This is a genomic window from Streptomyces wedmorensis, from assembly GCF_000716445.1.
Classification (GTDB): domain Bacteria; phylum Actinomycetota; class Actinomycetes; order Streptomycetales; family Streptomycetaceae; genus Streptomyces; species Streptomyces wedmorensis.
This window is the reverse complement of the sequence record NZ_JNWK01000020.1, coordinates 90844-109101: the sequence shown is the minus strand read 5'-3', so window position 1 is coordinate 109101 and position 18258 is coordinate 90844. Positions and strand designations below refer to the sequence as shown.

Annotated in this window: 17 protein-coding genes and 1 pseudogene; 5 read left to right on the top strand and 13 right to left on the bottom strand. The window is 69.8% G+C overall.

Annotation, left to right across the window (positions count from 1 at the left end; translation table 11 throughout):
• The first annotated feature begins 70 nt into the window (after window positions 1-70).
• Entirely contained in the window at window positions 71-607 is a 537-nt protein-coding gene (locus tag OO54_RS17930; protein ID WP_033204283.1) for a flavoprotein, read from the top strand.
• Between the two features lie 761 nt (window positions 608-1368).
• Window positions 1369-2553, top strand: coding sequence for a hypothetical protein (locus tag OO54_RS47440; RefSeq protein ID WP_234439281.1), 1185 nt, complete (start codon window positions 1369-1371; stop codon window positions 2551-2553).
• A 217-nt stretch (window positions 2554-2770) separates the two neighbouring features.
• Here OO54_RS47440 and OO54_RS17920 read toward each other — a convergent pair whose 3' ends face one another.
• From OO54_RS17920 to OO54_RS17890, 8 genes are all read right to left on the bottom strand, one after another.
• Window positions 2771-3088 (bottom strand): hypothetical protein, encoded by a 318-nt coding sequence (locus tag OO54_RS17920; RefSeq protein ID WP_033204281.1) that lies wholly within the window; start codon window positions 3086-3088, stop codon window positions 2771-2773.
• Window positions 3089-3237: 149 nt separating this feature from the next.
• A complete protein-coding gene (locus OO54_RS48340) occupies window positions 3238-3369 on the bottom strand; it encodes a hypothetical protein (protein ID WP_267888946.1) in 132 nt (43 codons plus the stop codon).
• A gap of 54 nt (window positions 3370-3423) precedes the next feature.
• Complete coding sequence (locus tag OO54_RS47435; protein ID WP_234439280.1) at window positions 3424-3618, bottom strand: hypothetical protein; 195 nt, start codon at window positions 3616-3618, stop codon at window positions 3424-3426.
• 102 nt (window positions 3619-3720) lie between these two features.
• Window positions 3721-5436 carry a relaxase/mobilization nuclease domain-containing protein gene (locus tag OO54_RS17910; RefSeq protein ID WP_033204279.1) on the bottom strand — a complete coding sequence of 572 codons (1716 nt, stop codon included), beginning with the start codon at window positions 5434-5436 and terminating at the stop codon, window positions 3721-3723.
• A complete protein-coding gene (locus OO54_RS17905) occupies window positions 5433-5840 on the bottom strand; it encodes a plasmid mobilization protein (protein ID WP_324611644.1) in 408 nt (135 codons plus the stop codon). The genes OO54_RS17910 and OO54_RS17905 overlap by 4 nt, the downstream gene beginning before the upstream one ends.
• Window positions 5841-6238: 398 nt before the next feature.
• On the bottom strand, window positions 6239-7051 hold the full coding sequence (locus OO54_RS17900; RefSeq protein WP_033204275.1) for a DUF2637 domain-containing protein: 813 nt from the start codon (window positions 7049-7051) through the stop codon (window positions 6239-6241).
• A gap of 89 nt (window positions 7052-7140) precedes the next feature.
• A complete protein-coding gene (locus OO54_RS17895; protein WP_051787013.1) occupies window positions 7141-7839 on the bottom strand; it encodes an ATP-binding protein in 699 nt (232 codons plus the stop codon).
• A complete protein-coding gene (locus OO54_RS17890) occupies window positions 7836-8726 on the bottom strand; it encodes a hypothetical protein (protein ID WP_033204393.1) in 891 nt (296 codons plus the stop codon). Before OO54_RS17890 ends, OO54_RS17895 begins: the two co-directional genes overlap by 4 nt.
• Window positions 8727-8995: 269 nt before the next feature.
• Here OO54_RS17890 and OO54_RS17885 point away from each other — a divergent pair, with 269 nt between their 5' ends.
• The 3 genes from OO54_RS17885 (at window position 8996) to OO54_RS17875 (ending at window position 10951) form a co-directional block, all read left to right on the top strand.
• Window positions 8996-9280 carry a helix-turn-helix domain-containing protein gene (locus tag OO54_RS17885; protein WP_033204271.1) on the top strand — a complete coding sequence of 95 codons (285 nt, stop codon included), beginning with the start codon at window positions 8996-8998 and terminating at the stop codon, window positions 9278-9280.
• Window positions 9281-9595: 315 nt separating this feature from the next.
• Window positions 9596-9802, top strand: coding sequence for a helix-turn-helix domain-containing protein (locus tag OO54_RS17880; protein WP_033204269.1), 207 nt, complete (start codon window positions 9596-9598; stop codon window positions 9800-9802).
• Between the two features lie 162 nt (window positions 9803-9964).
• Window positions 9965-10951 carry a tyrosine-type recombinase/integrase gene (locus OO54_RS17875; protein WP_234439279.1) on the top strand — a complete coding sequence of 329 codons (987 nt, stop codon included), beginning with the start codon at window positions 9965-9967 and terminating at the stop codon, window positions 10949-10951.
• A 211-nt stretch (window positions 10952-11162) separates the two neighbouring features.
• Here the strand turns inward: OO54_RS17875 and OO54_RS43665 are convergent, their stop codons facing one another.
• The 5 genes and pseudogenes from OO54_RS43665 to OO54_RS17855 form a co-directional block, all read right to left on the bottom strand.
• A complete protein-coding gene (locus OO54_RS43665) occupies window positions 11163-11726 on the bottom strand; it encodes a molybdopterin-dependent oxidoreductase (protein ID WP_234439290.1) in 564 nt (187 codons plus the stop codon).
• A gap of 1185 nt (window positions 11727-12911) precedes the next feature.
• Window positions 12912-14396 (bottom strand): annotated as a pseudogene (locus tag OO54_RS48335) (SAV_2336 N-terminal domain-related protein); the annotation flags it as partial.
• Window positions 14393-15397, bottom strand: a complete 1005-nt coding sequence (locus OO54_RS17865) for an AAA family ATPase (protein ID WP_033204265.1) — start codon at window positions 15395-15397, stop codon at window positions 14393-14395. The gene OO54_RS17865 and the pseudogene OO54_RS48335, both read right to left, overlap by 4 nt.
• A 39-nt stretch (window positions 15398-15436) precedes the next feature.
• Window positions 15437-17536, bottom strand: a complete 2100-nt coding sequence (locus tag OO54_RS17860; protein ID WP_033204263.1) for a VMAP-C domain-containing protein — start codon at window positions 17534-17536, stop codon at window positions 15437-15439.
• Window positions 17529-17981: a CU044_2847 family protein gene (locus tag OO54_RS17855; RefSeq protein WP_234439289.1), complete on the bottom strand. Its 453-nt coding sequence runs from the start codon at window positions 17979-17981 to the stop codon at window positions 17529-17531. Before OO54_RS17855 ends, OO54_RS17860 begins: the two co-directional genes overlap by 8 nt.
• Between the last annotated feature and the right edge of the window lie 277 nt (window positions 17982-18258).

The window sequence follows — 18258 nt, the reverse complement described above, 5'->3', positions numbered from 1 at the left end:
TCCGCGGATGCCGACGGCTAGGGTCTGAATCGTGACCGCAGGGGAGCGCGTCGACGAGGGGGGCAAAGCCATGAACGACCGGCCGAAGAAGCCGTTTCTGTATGTCGTCGTCTGCGCCGCCGGCATCGCGGGCGACGTGCACAAGCTGATCACCGCCGCGCAGGAGCAGGGCTGGGGCGTCGGCGTCATAGCCACACCCCAGGGCCTCGGCTTCCTCGACACCAAGGCGATCGAGTCCCAGACCGGCTACCCGATCCGCTCGGCCTGGCGTAGCCCCGGCGACCCGCGCCCCCTCCCGCCCGCCGACGCCATCGCCGTCGCGCCCGCCACGTTCAACACGATCAACAAGTGGGCTGCCGGCATCGCCGACACTCTCGCGCTGGGGATCCTGTGCGAGGCGTACGGGATGGGTATCCCGACGGTCGTTTTGCCGTACGTGAACGCGGCCATGGCCGCGCACCCGGCGTACGGCCGGAGCCTGGACCAGCTGCGGGAGATGGGTGTGCTGGTCGGGGCGTACGAGCCCCACCGGCCGAAGGCGGGCGGAGGAGCGGACCGCTTCCGGTGGGAGGAGGCGCTGGAGCTGCTGGAGGGCAAGCTCGACTGAACGCGATCTCGCCCCCTTCTCGCTTGGAACGGGTTCGCTGTCCCGGCGCGGAACGGCATTTTTGAGAGCTGCGACCCGTTCACCGGGTGAACGTGGGATGTGCCGATTGGGGCAGTGTCTGTGTCAGCAGCTCCTTGGAAGGGAGTCTGACCACGTCGCCCATGGCGTGGGTGTGACAGGACCATGCGGATCTCTGTATGCCGGCCTGTTGTGCGGGACTTCCCGACTGCCAGATCCGGAAGGCGCCCCAGGCGCCAGGTGAGGACTTCGGTGACATTGAGGGTGGTGTCGAGAGTGGGCCAGGCGGGTTCGGAGAGGATCTACTCGGCAAGGCCAGGGAGCGCCTGGAGCGCTACGGCGGCTTGCCGCTTCTACTGTGTCCTCGCCCCCGGCGGTCAACTCATCACGGATATGCTGGATGCGGCCTTCGTCCTCTGCCACTATCCGGCGGATCCGGAGGACGCCCGAGAGATGATCAAGCGTTGGTGCACGAAGCGCGCCTGCTGCGAGGACATCAACACCTATTTCGACTTCCGCGACCAGGACGACCACGTGACGTACGCGCCTCATCACTGGGCCCACGTTCTGGACAAGATCCGCCAGTTGTTCGCGGAGGCCGGCTTCGCGAGAGTGTCGAGCCGTGGGAATTCGACCCGACGATGGCCAACCCGAGGTGTAAGTGGGCCAGCGTGTACTTCGTGCCGATCGGCTGAGGGCGCGATTCGAGAGCCACTGTCGGTGGGGTACGTGAGACTGTCGAGGTGTCGTCAATCGGTTATCTCATCCTGGCCGTTGAGCTTGCGGCCTTGGTTGCAGTCCCCCTCTTCCTGATTCCCGGGCCCGTCCAGCGGTGGGGGGTGCGCTCTTTGGAACGCTTCGAGCGGATACGCCACTCTTCAGGGGTGTGTCGAGCCGCTCCGCTTCTGACGCAGATACTGGTACTGCCTGCTCGAATACAAGACCGTGTCGACGGTCATGGGCTGGCCCCGCTGTACGTCGTGCGCTGGTGGCGCGCCGCCCCGCTGGCGATGCCAATCAGGACACTCCAGTTCATCCTGCTGGAAATCGTCTTGATGAACGTCGACGACATGGCCGACTGGGAGCATCTGCGGTTGAGTGCGGACCCGGGGCCGACGCCCGGCGTGGTTCAGGAACTGCTCAGCAGCTTGATCTCAGTGCCGATCGCAGTGCGTACCTGGAACCTGGGGGTGATCGGTCCGGCAGCCGGAATCACGGCATTTGCCCTGTTTCTGGTCGCCGAGATGTGGGTCATCAAGCGCAGTAACCTGACCAGCTCCGGCAGCGGCGCGACCTACGCGGCATATGACCTGGAATCTCTCAAGGGATACCCCGACAAGACGAGCGCCCGAATGGAGTACCGGCGCTGCTGGCCGACCGTTGCTCTGTTGACGGTCGCAGCGCAGTGCGCCACAGTCCTCCGCCGTTGGGAGGAGACCCAGCCGGACTGTCAGATTCCACGAGTTTCCATGCAGCCAGTCGAGCAGGTCATCTGGAGGGCCCACCGCACCCGCCGTGCCAGGGCCCGACGACACAACGAACGTCAGTTCAAGGCGCACGCCGCCTTGGTGGTAGGAGCGCTACGAAGAGCCGAGGCCCGGCAGGATTCTGAACCGGGTCGCGCCTTGGAAGACCTCATCGTGATGCTGCTGACGATTGCCGAGCGCTATGCCGAAGGCCGCATCGACGACCTGCTCGACGCTGATCAACTCGCCGATGTGGCTCCGGCCACGCCGCGGGAGCGGACGCGGATGCTGACGGTGGGCGCCGTCGTCGTGCTGGTTATGGCTGGTGCGGCAACCCTTGGCTTGCCTGAGGCGGCGCTCGTCCCACTTCTGCCCGTGGTGGTGTTGTTCGTCGCGGTGGTCTTCAATCGCGGCCGGATACCAACTGCTGGGCAACTTAGCGATCTGATCATCCCCCGCTGAAGGGTGCAAGGTCCTTGCACCTTGGGGGGCGCCAGATCGGGTGTCAGCGCGTCCCGCGTTGAGACTTCTCCGGCAACTCGTTGCTGGCGTGATTTGCCCCAGGGCTTGGCCGCCAGAAGCCAGGAGGCTTCTGGACGCCGGAGGGTCGGCGGCGGGAAGTTCCCCGCCACCGGCCGGTTTTCCGTATGGGTCTCTGGGTCGTCTCAGTGCTTGAGGATCACGAATCGGTGCCCGCGACGATGATTCCGCACAGGCGGTCGTACTCCAGCATGTCCTCGTGGGTCATGAACTGGACGAGGGACCGGTGATTCCGGAGGGCGTAGGAATGCACCAGTTCGACGAGTTCGGTCGCGGCCGCTTCAGCCTCGGTGACGGCTTCGGGATTGTGGACGCGAACACCGGCGGCCTGGAATTCTTCGAAGGTGGCGTCATCGGCGAGCGCCTGTTCCTCGTCGGTGAAGGGCCGGCCGTCGAGGTGGCGGAATCTGCGGGATCCCCAAGGCCGGTTGAAATCCGTGTCGAAGAGCAAGGTCATGACGTGAGGGCGAGGGGTCGGAGCAGAGGCGGGGATGAGGAATCTCCTGAGGGTTTCGGGGTGGTCGGCGCTCGACTGGCCGGGACGGTGGGCATCCACTGGGGTGGTTGGTCCAGCGGAGTTTCCGGCCGATGGTCTATTTCTTCTCGTCAGAAGGCGTACGGGGTGAACGGGCGGACGGGATCGATCATGAGCCCGAGCAGTCGGTTGAACTCGGCCCGCTCGTCCTCCGTCATCAGCTCGTGGGCATTGCCGAGGTTCTTCTCGTCGAGCTGCTCCATGAACGGGGCGAGGAAAATCTGGATGGTCTCGGGCGCTTCCTCGCACTCACGGATTTACTCCAGATAGCGGGCCTGCTGTGCCTTCAGTTCTTTGAAGTCGGCTCGGGTGACCCGAGAGATCAGAGCCATTTCTTCTTCCGTGAAGGGACGGCCGTCCCGGTGAGTCCAGACGTCGGTTTCGTGCAGGTGTCGAGCACGTGTGTCCCAGAGTAGGGAGACGACTTCGGGATGGGCTTCGGGCTGGGGCATGCGGGAGTCCTTCCGGATGGGGGTCGGAAGGTCAATTGTTGGGAGAATCGCCGGTTAGGCTAACCGGCGATTCTGGGATATCTTTCCGCCTCGTTTCCCGGATCACCGTCGTCGGCGAGGAGTGTTCGCCGACCCTGTATCGATGTGTGCCGCCCGTTCCGGCGAGGAAACGGCAGCGGTGCCTCGTGTTTGCCGGCTCCGGGGGTACAGGGGCTCGGCAGGGAGGGCGGCCATCCGTCGTAGCCGCCACACGAGCACGTCGCTCATGCGCTCCACCGTGTCCATCTCCCGTCGGGCGGCTGCCTGTGCGAGCAGGTCGGTGGAGTTGTGGCCGGCGATCCGGGCTTCGTCGAGGGTGGCTGCGAGGGCGGGCCAGCTGGGTTCGGCGAGGATGCGGTCGGCCAGTTCGGGCAGGGCTTGGCGTACGGCGGTGGCGTGGTGGCGCTGCCAGGTGGGGGCCAGGCGGCTGCCCTGCTGGTGGAGCAGGGCCATGGAGTGCCCGACAGCGGCCGGGTAGGCGGCGCGGAGATGCGCGGCTGCCTGGTGGGCGGCTTCGGCCTGCTGGGCGTGCTGCTTCTTGGCGTGCCAGTGGGCGGCGGCGGTGATCAGGAAGAACAGCGTGTCGATGACCATTGCGGTGGTGGCGCCGTCCTCGCCCCGCCCGAGGGCCGGGCCGCTGTGGACGAGGTCGCGGGCGGCTCGGCGCAAGGCGTGATCGTGACCGCGTGCGGCGCGGACGTGGGAGCGAGAGGCGCGTTCGAAGACGGCTGCTGCGGCTTGGAGTTCGTGGCGGGTGTGGGTGGCGGAGGTTTTGGCGAGGGCGTCGAGGACCTCCCCTGCGGCGGCGATCTGTGCGGCGATGACACCGTCGTCGCCCTGGTCGATGACGAGCAGGGCCTGCCAGGCGGCCGTGGTGGCGCGTCGGCGTGCGGACGCGGGCCCGGTCACCCACGGCTGGGACGACTCCGACGAGGGGGCTTCCGCGGACTTGGTCCAGCGTTCACGGATCCGGGGCAGCGAGAGGTCCGGGGCGAGCTTGGAACCGGAGAAGAAGACCGGCTCGCCCTTACCGTTGCGGTCATCAGGGAGGGCGATGGTGTAGCCGAGGGTGTCGCCCGAGGGTGCGATGCGCCGCCGGACGAGCAGGCCGGCCGAGGCGAGGTGGTTGAAGAATTCCTCCTCACTGGCTGTGCCGGCCGCCGAGCGGCGGACCGCTTCGCGCAGCTCCTCGCGTGGGGTGCGCTGCTGGCCGAGGCGTTCGGCTTTGTGGCATTCGGCGCTGGTGGGGCGTTTGGCGGCGGTACCGTCCCCCGCCGCCACGCGGTGGAGGCCGTAGTCGACTTCGATCTGGCGGCATTCGGTCTGGGCGCGCTTGCCGGAGCGGTGGTGGTCGGGGCGGCGGCCGTCTTCGCGGACGAGGGTGGCGATGAGGTGGATGTGGTCGTCGGCGTGGCGGACGGCTGCCCAGCGGCAGCCCGCGCCGTCGCCGGGGTCGATGCCGGTAGCGGCGATGACGCGACGGGCGATGTCCGCCCATTCGGTGTCGGTGAGGGCGCGGTCGCCTGGGGCGGCGCGAACGGAGGCGTGCCACACGTGGGTGGTGGGGCGGGTGTCTGCGGCGAGGAGGTGCAGGGGTGCGTCCAGGAGCTGGGCGAGGTCGCGGAGGGTGGCCTCGGGGTCGCGGCCGGGGTCGGGGGCGAGGCTGTCGAAGGAGGCGACGAGGTGAGGGTCGGTGTGTTCCTCGCGGCGGCCGGGACCGTAGAGGTAGGCGAGCAGACGGGCGGTGTTGCGGCCCTGCTGGTGGATGCGGGGGATCAAGCGGGGGTGCCTTCGGAGAGCGGGCCTGTGAGGCGGGATGTGACGTTGCGGACGGCGTCGGCGGCGTGGCGGACGGCGGCGAGGGTGTCTTCCAGGCCGTCGGGGCAGGTGCCGCTGTTGAGTGCGCGGGCGGCCTGGTTGAGGTTGTTGTTCGCGTGCCCGAGCTGGCGCCGAAGTGCGAACAGGGCGGTCAGGGCGTCTTGGCGGGTGGCGATGGCGGCTGCGGTGCGGTCGAGGTCGCGGGCGGCGGCGAGTCCGCTGTGGGCGAGGAAGCCGGCGATGCTCATGCCGACCGCTTCGGCGCCGGCGGCGACGGTCGCGTGCTCGGCGTCGCTGAGGCGGACGCTGTGCGCGCGGCGCTGCGTACGAGCGCGTACGCGGGGCTTGCCCCGGCGATGCCGCACCGGCTGCGGTCCGCCCCCGGTCGCAGCTCCTCCCTCCCGCGCCCCCTGGCGCGGGAGGGTGCCCCCCACCCCCGGGGCGGGCACGGGTTTGGACGCACCCCCGACGGGGGAGTGTCCGAACCTCCAACTTGCTCCGCCCGGGGCAGGGCTGGCGGACACCTGCGGCGGTGCGGGCCGGTCATTCGGCTGGGGCGGGATCGTCGCGGCAGGGGTGGGGTGCTGCGGGGCGGGTGTCATACAGGGATCCTTCGGTGGGGCGGCGGTAGGGGAGGTCCGTGCTTCGTGGACGTCTCGACGGGGCTGGAGGCTGTCCGGAAATGCGGAGGGGACGGGCCGGTCGGTCCGGGTTGGGATGACCCGGACCGACCGGAATCGGGTTGACCTGCGGTTATTTCCGGTCAGTGGTCCTCAGGGGTTTCGGACGGTCCCTTGGGGGCCGTCCCACCGCGGAGCTCCTGGAGTTCCGTGAGCCGCTCGTTGCTGATGGTGTGGCCGATGGCGCGGAGGGTTGCCCGGATGGTCTTTCGGGTCTGCTTGCCCTCCATCTGCTCGACGATCCGGACGAACTCGTCGAGTTCTCCGGTCGTGGGACGGCCGACCTTGCGCGGGCGTACCGGGGGCTTGTCGGCTGCAGCTGCCTCGGTGGTGCGGTCGGGGCCTTCGGTAGCGGACGGGGCGGGGACGGGATGCGGGCGGGGACGGTCCCCTTCCCGCGGGTGCCCGGCCACCGCAGGCCCGGCGACCCGGAGATGGACAAGGCCAGTCTCACGGTTCGGGCGTGCGAGGTGCTGGTGGATCTGGCGCATGAGGACCCCGAAGGCGAGGAGCGCTGCGGTCGGGGGTACGGCGGCGACGACGTAGTCGAGGACGGGGACGTCAGCGGGGTCACGGGTGCCGGTGACGCCGGCGACGTTGAGGGCGATGGAGCCGAGAGAGCCGGTGGCGGTGAGGGCGATGGCCCACCCGTCGGGCTTGCGGCGCAGGCCGGCCCGGAGCATGAGGAGTTCGCCGGCGACGACGAAGGCGTCGAGGGTGGCCGGCCAGGCCCACTGGCGGGCGGGGGAGTTGCCGAGGCCATGGTCTCCGGCGACCTCGGCGAGGTGGGCGTAGGAGAGCCAGAAGCCGGCGGCGGTGAGGGCGAGGATCACGAACCCGGCAGCGATGAGGGTGTACCGGTCGGTGGGGTGCGGGGCAGGGGAAGGCGAGGTCAAGCGGGGATGCTCCAAGGGCAGGGTGGTGAGGCGTCCGTGGCGAGGGGAACGGACGCCCGGGAGAGGGCACCGCGGTGTGGTGGCAGATGTCAGGCGGCGGGTCTGGTGCGGCGGCGGTCGTCGCCGTCGAGGGTGACGCGTTCGGTCATCTGGGCCAGGCGGGAGGCGACGCGGTCGCCGAGGGCCGCGCGCAGGGTGTCGGTGGTGAGGTTGCTGGTGATCAGGGTGGGGCGCAGGTGCTCGTACCGGTGGTTGATCAGCCGGTAGGTGAGCTCCTCGGTCCACTCGCTGGTCTTCGCCGCGCCGAGGTCGTCCAGGAGCAGCAGCGGGCAGCGCATCAGGCTCTGTAGGTCGCGTTCGCTGTCGAACCCTGGGCGTGGGCGCAGGCGGGCGTAGAGGTCGGCGGCGGTGATGGCTTCCCAGCGCAGACGGACTCCGGCGGCGAGCAGGGTGCGGATGGCGCCGTACGCCTGGTGGGTCTTGCCGGTGCCGGTCGGCCCGACGATGCGCAAGGAAGGCCCCTCCGCGATGCCTGGTGCGCCGGCGGGGCCGCGGCGTCCGGCGCGGGCGATCGTCTTCGCCCAGGCGGTGACCTGGGGGTGGTCGGCGAGGGCGTGCCGGAAGCGGGCCGGGATACGGGCCTCGGCCAGTTCCAGTGCGGTGACCGGCTCGGGCGCCGGCTCCTGGGCGGCGGTGTCGGGGGCGATGCCGCGCTGGGCCAGGATGTTGCAGAGGCGGCCGGTGATCCGGGCGGGCTGCTGCGGATCGCGGGTGAGGGTGGCGGTCAGAGGTCACCTCCGTAGGCGGCAGCGGTGTCGGTGGGGTTGGTCCACGCCCGGTGGGGAGCGGTGGCGGCCGGGACGGCGTTCATGACCTCGTGGACGAGACTGGGCAGGAGGCTCGCGTGCAGGCCCTTGGCGCGGTGGCGGACGAGGCCGGCGCGGATGTGATCCGGGGCGATGCCCTCGGCGAGGAGCTTCTTCACCTCACGGCCGAGGTGGCTGAGCACGTCCTGCGGCGGGCGATGGGGGCACGCGGCGGCGTACTCGCCGATCAGGTCCTGCGCCGAGACCGAGTCGGGCGCGGGGGCGCTGGCGCCCCCCAACGGGGTAGATCCTAGATCCCTGTTCCTAGGTCCTAGATCCGGACGGTGAGGGCTCACGGAGGGCTCGGTGAGCCCTCCGCGCGGCTGCGGCGAGTGCTCACGGAACCGGCTCTTACCTGCGGATTCGTCGTTCACGGAGGACTCCGTGAGTCCTCCCGGACGATTTGCGGAGGGCTCCGCGAGGGCTCCCTGCGTCTGCGGTGAGGGCTCGCGTGGAATCCCGAGATCGTGGTGTGGGCACGGGGGAGTGCGGACGCCGCTGGGCCGGTTGATCTTCTGGTGCTGGGCGAAGGTCACGATGTGCAGGTACCGCTTGCCGTCGGCGCCCTCGTAACGGCAGATCAGCCCGGTGCCGTCGAGCTGGATCAGGTCGTCCTCGACCGCCTCCGGGCCGTGCTCGCGGCGCAGCGACCACAGCTGGCCGGCGATGACGGCGGCCTGGTCGCGGAACCGGCCCTGGTCGTCGGCCTGGGTGAGCAGCCCGAAGAAGGTCCGCTCGGCGGACAGGGACACCGCCGCGAGAGACTCGGACGAGAACGCCTCGGGCTTGATGGTGCGGATACGGGCGATGGCGATCGACCACCTTTCAGGGGAGGACAGGGGAATCCGGCGGCGCCGGGTGCATGGCCAACACAGCCACACCCGGTGCGCAGAAGTCCAGACTTTGCACTGGAATTCCGTACAGCCCGTCGGCATGCCACCTCGGCGAGTCCCGCAACTGTAGGGACGAATTCCCGGTCACCGAAATCGCCACCGAAAATCGCCGGGTGATTCGCATCGCTCACGGCAGACAGGAAAACCCTTCCGGACCGGCCGGCGTGCAAGCTACAACATCACCCATGCCGCCACGCCCTCTCGCCATCGGACCCGCCGGACACGCCGCCGCCCATGCCATCGAACGCACGCGCACCGCCCGCGGCTACTCCCAGCGCCAGCTCGCCGCCCGCGTCACCGCACTCGGCCGGCCCATGACCTTCACCGCGCTCTCCCGCATCGAACGCACCGTCCGTCGCTGCGACATCGACGACCTCGTCGCCATCGCCACAGCCCTCGGAATCGCCCCGCAGACCCTCCTCACCGGCGCCCTCGCACCCCCAGGGGCGGCCGGAGTGGGCGAAATATAGCCGACGATCCCCGGTTAGGGAAACCGGGGATTCTCCGGATCATTGTGCGTCCCGGAACGCCCGTCGCGCCGGTCCCTGCCAGAAGTCTGCCCACATCCCCAGAGGACGCCTTGCTCGATTCGCCTACGCGCCGATTTCAGATTCCCCGCCGCGTACACGTAGCCCCGCTCGCTTCTTCTTCCGCTCCGCCCGGAGATCCTGGCCGTACGTAGAAGCGCTATTCGACGATCTTGCAGCATCGGCCGGGCTTGTTGCCTCCCGTCCCGGCTAGATCCCTCAATTCTCGCCGCTCTTTCTCACGTAAAGGAACCGCCTATGGCCCCGCGCCTGCTGTCCATACCCGCCGTCGCCGCCGCCCTGGACGTCGACCGCCGAACGGTCTACCGCTTCATCGCCGCCGGCGAGCTGCCCGTCGTCGACCTGCGCACAGGACCGGCTCGCTCTCGCGTCCGTGTCCCCGCCGCGAGCCTGGACGACTTCATCAACAGTCGGGCGGTCTCCTCGCCCGCGCGCCGCCGCTGACCAGGGCCAAGCCCCTCAGTACGCGAAACAGGAAGGAACGGAACCACGTATCTCCGGAAGCTGAAGTCCGGCAAATGGCAGGCGACCGTCCGCAACCGGGCTGGAGACCGGTTCAGCGAGTCGTTTCCCCTCAAGGCCCAGGCCCGTGCCTGGGGCGCCGAGATGGAGACCCAGTTCGCCCGCGGAAGCATGCGGGACCCCCGAGCGGGCGAGATGGCGTTTCACGAGTGGCACGCCCGCTGGTGGCAGGCCCGTGTCGTCGAGCCTCACACGCTGCGCGGCGACGCCTCCAGCATCAAGAACCACGTGCTGCCCCACTGGGCCGACTGGGAGATGCGGGCAGTCACCCGCATGGACGTCCAGAGCTGGATCCGCGGACTGATCGAGAAGGGGGTCGGCGCCTCGGCGATCAAGAGGGCGTACAACCTGATGTCGTCCATCATGCGTGCGGCCGTCGACGACGATGTCATCGCGGTCAGTCCCTGCCGGAACATCGACCTGCCGCAGATCGCGATCAAGCCCCCGCAGTGGTTCACCCTCGATCAGGCACAGAGCATCATCGACGAGCTCCCGGCCCCGTGGCGCACCATGTGCCTGCTCGGCTTCTACACAGGGCTGCGCTGGGGCGAACTCGCCGGCCTGCATCGCCATCGGATCGACCAGCGCCGTTCCCGCCTGTTCGTGGTGGAGGTCAACACCAAGAGCGGCATCAAGGAGTACCCCAAGAGTTCGAGGAGCCGCCGGGAGGTCCCGCTCCCACCACACGTCCTGGACGCCCTCGAACGGCACATCCACCCGCTCGACCGTGACGCCCTGGTCTTCACCACCATCACCAAAGGCCGAGCCGGCCGTCACCTCGACGACGGCAACTGGCGCCGCCAGACCTGGTGGCCGGCCATCGAGAACGCCCACTACTTCGACACCGACGGTGAGCAACTCCCCGTCCCGCGCTATCCGCCGCACTCCATGCGACACACCTGCGCCTCATGGCTCGTCCAGAAGGGAGTTTCGCTCTACGAGGTCCAGCACCTTCTCGGCCACGAGAGCTTCCAGACGACCCAGCGCTACGCCCACCTCCAGCCTGATGCCCACAAGGCAGTGCTCGGGGCGTGGGAGCGGCTGGACGTTCCGCTCACCATCGCAGCATGAGCGAAGCTCCGCCCCGTCCGGTACGGACGAGGCGGAGGTGTTTGTGCGGTCAGGCGGACGCACTCTCATCAGGAGGGGACCAGCGCCCCTTGTTGTCGAATGGCCAGGCATATGCTTGCAGGTTGCCCTGAAGGAGCTCGCGCAGAGCCTCATGGCTGGAGGGAGGAAATGAGCGCGGGGAACGCGGTGCTGGAGGTGGGGTGAGACGTCCTTATAGGTCCGGCCCTTCACCCGGCTCCTCCTGATAGCTGTAGCGCTGCTCGCGCCGGACCTCGCCGATGTTGTGGTAGCCGCGCTCCTCCCAGAACCCCCGGCGGTCACCCGTCATGTACTCGATGGCCCGGACCCACTTGGGGCCCTTCCAGGCGTATAGCGGGGGTACCACCAGCCGGACCGGGAATCCATGTTCCGGTGTCAGGGCCTCCCGGTTGCGGAACCGCGCCAGGAGCGACTGGGCGGAGGCGAATTCATGCAGGCGGAGGTTGGCGCTGTAGCCGTATTCGGCCCAGACCATGACGTGGGTGACGTCCGGTGCGGGAGGGGCGAGTGCCAGCAGGGTCGACGTGGCCACCCCCGACCATTCGTTGTCCGGGACGGTCTTGCCGGAGACGCAGTGCAGGTCGGCAACGATCGTCGTCAGCGGCAGCTCGGTGAACTCCTCGAAGTTCCAGGTGTACTTGTCGCCGGAAGCCGTGGCGCCAAAGACGCGGAACTCCCACCGCTCCGGCTTGAACTTCGGGACGGGGCCGTAATGGCGCACGGGCCAGCCCGCCACGGAACGCTGTCCGGGTGGAAGAGCCTCGTCGTCGCGGGGGCGGGTGGGGAGCGGGCCCTGCGCCCCACGTGACCGGTCGCTGTCCCTGGTCCACCGCTGCCAGAAGGAGAGCCTGCGAAGGGTGGCGAGGGTGTCGTGGTGGTCGGGGCCCAGCCGCTCGGTCTGGTCTGCCAGCAGCTCGGCCAGTGCCGAGGCGGCCTTGCGTGCGTGGGCCTCGGCTAGATCCGGCTGTTCGGCGCGGGTGAGCGGGCCCTGCCCGTTGAAGTGACGGGCCAGCTTCATCGCGGTCGTCGCCAGGAGGGCTGCATCCTTGGCTGGTCCGTGTTCGAGCAGGGCGAGCGCGCCGACGAGACAGCCCTCGTAGTCGACGGCGAGTGTGTTGCTGTCCCCCGCATTCCCGGCGGAAACCCGGGCCAGCGCGTCAGCCGCCAGCACCATCGTGGCGGCCCTGCGCTCGGCGTGCTCCGCGTGGACCTCCTGATCGGGATGGCCCGCCACGACTCCGTAGGCGTCCGCCGCCCGCGTCAGCAGCCCGTACACCGCCCAGGACGGGCCAGCCTGCCCGGGCGGGCCCTCCAGCAGCTCCGGGGGGACGAGCCGCGTCCAGTCCTCCGTCCTGTCGTGCTCGCCCGCCAACACGACGAGCGCGTCCCCCAGGGCGCCGGTGGTGACGAAGTCGCCAGGCACGATCGGGCGGTTCAGGTCCCGCAGCCGGGCCCCCTCGTGGGCCGTCTCCACTGCCTCGGTCAGATCCTCCGGCATGCCGAGGGCCCGCCAGCGGCGCAGCAGCGCGCCGGAGAGGAGCCCGCGCAGCCACGTCGACCGTGTGTTGTCGCACGGGCTCTCCCGCAGCACGCGGAGCAGCCGAATGGCCTCCTCCAGGTTGCGTACGGCACCGTCCTCGTCGTAACGGTGCAGATGGCGGTCAGCACGCCGGAAGTGGGCGAACCATTCGGCGTTGAGCAGCCGGATGGGTCCGGCGGACTCCGCCGACGCAGGGCGGGGCGAATCGCTCGCGGTCGGGTAGAAGCGCCGGAGCACCTGGCTTGCCACGTGGGCGAACGCCTGCTCGGCGGGGTGCGCATAACCCTCGTCCGCTCCCGCCGTGTCGCTCATGTGTCCGGTGGTGCCGTCGAGGTAAGTCGCTGCGAGCGCCGGGAAGTTCCGGGTGCCACGGCCGAACTGGCGCTCCACGTAGTGCGAGACCTCGCGCAGAACGAGGGCGGCCTCGCCGCGGTCCACCCTGAGAAGCAGTTGCTCCCGCACACCATCCTGGAAGTCGAAGAAGATGTCGTCGATGTCGGCCGATGCCTCGGGACGGCGTACGAGGAGGCCGCTGAGCAGCACCTCGGCCAGCTCGGAGGGGCCGGTGTGGGGCAGCATCACTCGCTGCACGAGGCGCATGACCGGAAGTATGAGGGGGGCGGTCGCCAGGTAGTGCGCGAGCCGGACGGCGTCAGGCGAGGCGGCTGAGAAGAAGGCACGCAGGAGGTGTGCGGGGTCGCTCACGGCCGTGGTGGTCCTCGGTGCACGGGAGGCCAGGTGGCGGGGAAGCACCCAGGCGGCGGCTCCTCTGACCACTGGGGTAGTGCCCGCCAACACGCGGGACCAGGCTCCGAGCGCCGAAGGCGTCGGCGAGAGGACTGGGACGGCAAGTGCGTTCGACGCTGGATCGGGCGGCTCCTGGCCGTGGGCGCGGAAGTCCCAGCGGGCGCTACGTTCCTGCCGCCGCAGGGTGCCCGGGACCGGCGGCAGGTGGGTGCGTGACCACATGCGCTGCGGCAGCGGCTGGAGTACGGCGACGGGTGCGGCCTGCGCCCACCGGTGGAGATCACGCTGCATGTGGCCGCTGCGCCAGAGCGGGCCTGTGCAGTCGGAGAGGACCAGGGTGATCGTCCGCCCGCCTGTGTGGCGGAGTCCGGGGGCCGGGGTGGACACGGAGTCCGGGCGGGGGGAGTCGGAGACCACGACCATCCCGGTGCCGGGGAGTTCGTGCAGGTAGTGCACGGTGATGTCGTGGAAGGCGCCCGAACGTCCGCAGGCACGCCGGAGTTCGCGCAGCAGCTGGTGCCAGGGCGCCATCGAGGTGGAGACGTCCATGAGGAGCTGGAGACGCGCCGCGGGACGGTCTCGTCTCTCCAATACAGGCAGCAGGAAGCCGGTCTCGGCGGCGAGTTCGGCTGTAGCGTCCTCATTGAGCGCGGGATCGGAGGGCGCTCCCGTCGGCGGGCTGTAGTGCCGGAGCGGGCGCAGGGCGCGGCGCAGCGGCTGGGTGTCCGGCAACGCGGTGCCGCCCGGTAGCTGGACGCCGCCCTGGGCGGCGGCTTGGCCAACCTGCGCCCGTACGCGCACCAGCTGTTCGTCCTCCGGGCCGGCATGGAGGTTGGGCGGGGGCGGCGGGGCGTCGGCGAACGCGGCGTGCGCGTCCCCGGGCGCGGGGGGCGGCGCCTCCGTCCCGGCGTCTCTGGGCCCCGTGGGGGAAGGCGTGACGTACCTGGCCAGCCACAGAGCGTCCGCGATCGTGTCAGGGGCCGTGGACAGGCCCGCGCCGGTGAGCCTGCGCACTAGCTCCTCCACTGGTGGGCGGGCTGGTGCGGTGTCACGGCCTGGGGGTTGTGTCCCCCTCTCTCCCGGCCGGGCGCCTCCGGGCGTTCCCGGCTCCGTGCTCATGGCCGGCCCGGTCCCAACGGGCGCATCAGCAGGTCCGCGAGGCGCTCGCGCCCCACAGGATCCTCCTGGGCGCTGTACTGCGTCAGATAGATCGCGTTCAGGAGCTGATCGGCGGCGCGCAGCACGCCAGGTGACGTGGAGAGGAACCGCTCGATGATGTCCTCGTTCTCCTCCGCGGATGCGCTGCCGAAGTGCGCCTGGACCATCGCTGCGAGCCGGTCGGCGTTCGGGGTGCGCATATCAAGGTGGATGCAGCGGCGCAGCAGTGGGGCGGGGAAGTCGCGTTCGTCGTTGCTGGTCATCACCACCACCGGGAACTCACGGCAGCGCACGCGCCCGTCTACGACCGTCGCGGACAACCCGTCGTGGGTGAGTACGGAGACCGTCCCGCCTTCGTTGTCCCGGCGAGCGCGCTCCAGCTCCGGGATGGCGAACTCCCCCTCCTCCAGCACGTTGAGGAGGTCGTTGGGCAGGTCGACATCGCCCTTGTCGAGTTCATCGATCAGCACCACACGGGGCCGCCCTGAGGGTAGGAGCGCAGTGCCGAGCGGACCGAGCCGCAGGTAGCGGCCGATGCCGGTGTCGGTGGTGCCGGGCAGCTGGGACTCCTGGAGCCGGCCGATGGCGTCGTACTGGTAGAGCCCGTCGCGCAGCGTGCTGCGGCTGACGATGGGCCACTGCAGCACGCGGCCGAGTTTCAGCTCGTGCGCGATCGAGTGGGCGAGCGTGCTTTTGCCGGTGCCGGGGTCGCCGGTGATCAGCAGCGGGCGGCGCAGATACAGGGCTGCGTTGATCAGTTCGAGTTCGTCCAGGGGGCCACGGACGGCGAACGGGCCCCGGGGTGTACCGAGCCGGCGAGTGGAGGCGCTGTCGAGCGGGGGGGCCGGCGGTGCCCCCGCGAGCTCACCGTCGAACGTGCGCCAGGGGGGTGGTGGGGGCAGCCGGCTGATGCCGTCGTGCGGTTCGCTCACGCCCTGGTAGATGAACCAGTTGCTGTTCACGGAACTCCTTCGGTACGGGAAGCGGAGTGCGGGCAAGGGTCAGGGTGCGTCGAGAACACCTGCGGGCTCGGCGAGGGGCCGGTCGGCGTCGTCGTACATCAGGGCCAGGGGTTTGGCCCAGTAGGCGTGCGGATCGCGGCGGTGGATTCGCTCGCGCAGGACGCGCAGCCGCTCGGGCAGCTCGGCCGCGGAGCCTGCGTCCGCCAACAGCTGCGCGGCGTTGCCGTTGAAGCTGCGGCACTGCTCGTCACATCCGTCCGGAGGGTGGGGCCCGACGTTCCACAGGAAGACGCCGTGTCCGCTCTCCAGGGCTAGGCGCAGGGCCTCACGGCCGGTGGCGTCGGCGGCTGGCCGACAGACCACTGGGACCTGGCCAGGCCCGGCACCGGCGAGACCGGCGCGGCGCAGGAGCCGGCCGGGCTGCGGCGTCGGCAGAGCACGCAGCGCCGCCGCCGCGGCCGTTTCCTTCCACCGCATTTCCCACAGAGGGTCGACGCCGCCTCGGCGGGACGCGTCCCGTACGACGACCTGCCGACGTACGCCCAGCGGCCAGCAGGCGGGGTCTGAGAGGTCCAGGTCGGTGACGGCGGCCTGCGGCAGCCAGTGCTGTACGGCGAGGTCGAAGTGCTCGGGCGGGAGGACGACCTCCAGCGGGGCGTGGCGTTCGGGGGTGTCCAGCTGGAGGAAGAGCCGGGTCAGCGGGCGCTGGAGCGCGAGCGGCAGGTCGTCCGGTGGGACCCCGTCGCCATTCTCGTCGGCGTCGACGACCGCGTCGTCGTCCTGCTCGGGGTCGAGGACCCGCAGCCGCCAGTGGAAGGCGGCCGAGGGCGACCACAGGGCGGGTTCGAGCTCCAGCAGCACGCTGGGCCCGTCGCCCGGCCGGGCATCGAGGATGCCGACCTGTAAGGGCTCTGCGGCGAGCGGTGGGTTCTGGGCATGCCCGCCGGGGCGGACCAGGACCCCCGTTGCGTTCGTCCCGCCCTGCACGGTGATGTCTCCGTCGACTCGCCCAGGCAGGGTGACCTCGCCCACGCTGACGTCGGCCTCCAAGCCCAGGCGGCGCATACGGCGTCCCACCCAGCGGTCCAGGTCGGCCGCCGAGGACGCCGCGCCCGGCATCGATGCGACGGCGAGGGCGACGAGCTTGGCGTACCGCAGATAAGGCAAGGCCTCGATCGTGAACTGCATTCGGTACTGATAGATCTCGCCGTGCCCGTCCCGCCAGTGCCGGAGGGCGGAGGTGGCCGGGAACTTCGCGCGGTTGTGGAACACCACGCGCAGCAGGCTCCGCACCAGCGTCGGGTCGTCGGGCGCCGGGAGAGCGGCCAGCAGCTCGAACAACTCCAGCCGGTCGCCCGGCGACCAGGAGGTGGTGCTGTCCGGCAGACCATTGCCCGGCAGCTCGCCCTGGACGTCCGTCCATCCGTCGCGGAGGTCGCTTTCGGCGTGCCACCGGTCATGGGCGCAGACCAGGGCGTGATAGGGGTCCGGCCCGAGGACATGGTCGGGGTCCACGACGACAGGGCTGGCGAACTCCCGCAGCAGAGTGCTGCGTACAGCCCGGCCGCCGTCCTTGATGTCGCCCTCGGATGTGCGTCTGCTGGCCTTGGTCAGACCGACCAGGGCGCCCTGCGAGAGGTCGATGACCGGTCCCCCGGAAGCCCCTTTCGGAATCTCCGTCTGCGGGCCGAGGCGGAAGCTGTAGGGGCCGTCGTTCCCGGCGACCACGCAGACGCCGTTCCAGTCGAGCAGTTCCTTGCCACGCTTGCCGCCGGCGACGTACCAGCCGTAGGCCCGGACCTCGCGCGATGGCGGGTCGCCGCGGTCGCTGAGCCAGACACAAGCGTGATCGGTGTCGTCCTCCAGCAGGCGTACGAGAGCGATGTCCGACTCCGCGGGGACGGGTCCGCTGTCGGGCACCCCGGACAGCAGATAGCCGGTCCTCGCCGAGATCGAGCGGCCGTTCCACAGGGTCACGGTGTACGGAGCGGCGCCCGCGGCCCGGACCACATGGGCCGCGGTCAGCGCCCAGCCGGGTGCGATCAGCCCGGCGGACCCCCAGTGCGTGCCTTCCTGGGCACTGATCGCCGCCGTTGCCTCCCTGGCCAGCCGGTCCAGGCGCGGAATCTGGTCAGGCATTCCCCTGCGCACCGGCAGTCGTGCCGTCGTTCCGGTCGCCGGGCCGCCAGGTGAGCGTGACGTTGAGGGCGGCCTTGGCCTCACCGTCGGCGAGGAACGCGACCGCCTTGCCGGACTTGGCTGCCAGCTCGACACCGAACGAGACGCTCACCTCGTCGGGGTGGGCGGCCTCGCGGGCGGCTTCGAGCACGGAAGTGCCGACCGACCGGATCACCCGCTGGACGCTGTCGACCCGTTCCATCAGGGTGTCGAGGGCTGTGACCTCCTCTTCCTCGCCGTATTCGGTGAGCCGTTTGCGCAGATCCACCTCGTCCGGGTCGAGCGTCTCCACTCGGGCGAGGACAGTCTCGCCGCCGATCTCCACTTCCCGCACCCGGTACGCCACAGCTCCGCCGCTCCCGTCGCCGATCTCCGTGCCGTCCGCACCTTGCTCGGGCGACAACATTACGGTCACACACTTGAGTTGTTCAGATTACTTCCCTGCATCGACGCGCGGGCCTGTTAACGGTCTTCTCCTGGCAGAGGTCCGGCGCGCCCAGCCCGGGATCCTCACACCACCGGCAGTGCGGCGACCCTCTGATTGCCGATACCGAACCGACGTCCATGACGCTCATTTGACGCTCCGGGCGACCGGCTGTCCTCATTCGGGCCCTAGAAGCATCTCTGACCTGCTGCTTTCCTGGCTGCGTCCAGGCCGACATCTTTCCGATGACCCACCATGT

Bases quoted from the DNA above. Each gene is read 5' to 3' on its own strand.
- OO54_RS17880 (WP_033204269.1), top strand. From the start codon at position 9,596: ATGGCCCCGCGCCTGCTGTCCATACCCGCCGTCGCCGCCGCCCTGGAC.
- OO54_RS17920 (WP_033204281.1), bottom strand. From the start codon at position 3,088: ATGACCTTGCTCTTCGACACGGATTTCAACCGGCCTTGGGGATCCCGC.
- OO54_RS17875 (WP_234439279.1), top strand. From the start codon at position 9,965: ATGGAGACCCAGTTCGCCCGCGGAAGCATGCGGGACCCCCGAGCGGGC.
- OO54_RS17930 (WP_033204283.1), top strand. From the start codon at position 71: ATGAACGACCGGCCGAAGAAGCCGTTTCTGTATGTCGTCGTCTGCGCC.
- OO54_RS17885 (WP_033204271.1), top strand. From the start codon at position 8,996: ATGCCGCCACGCCCTCTCGCCATCGGACCCGCCGGACACGCCGCCGCC.
- OO54_RS48340 (WP_267888946.1), bottom strand. From the start codon at position 3,369: ATGGAGCAGCTCGACGAGAAGAACCTCGGCAATGCCCACGAGCTGATG.
- OO54_RS47435 (WP_234439280.1), bottom strand. From the start codon at position 3,618: ATGCCCCAGCCCGAAGCCCATCCCGAAGTCGTCTCCCTACTCTGGGAC.
- OO54_RS17855 (WP_234439289.1), bottom strand. From the start codon at position 17,981: ATGTTGTCGCCCGAGCAAGGTGCGGACGGCACGGAGATCGGCGACGGG.
- OO54_RS17860 (WP_033204263.1), bottom strand. From the start codon at position 17,536: ATGCCTGACCAGATTCCGCGCCTGGACCGGCTGGCCAGGGAGGCAACG.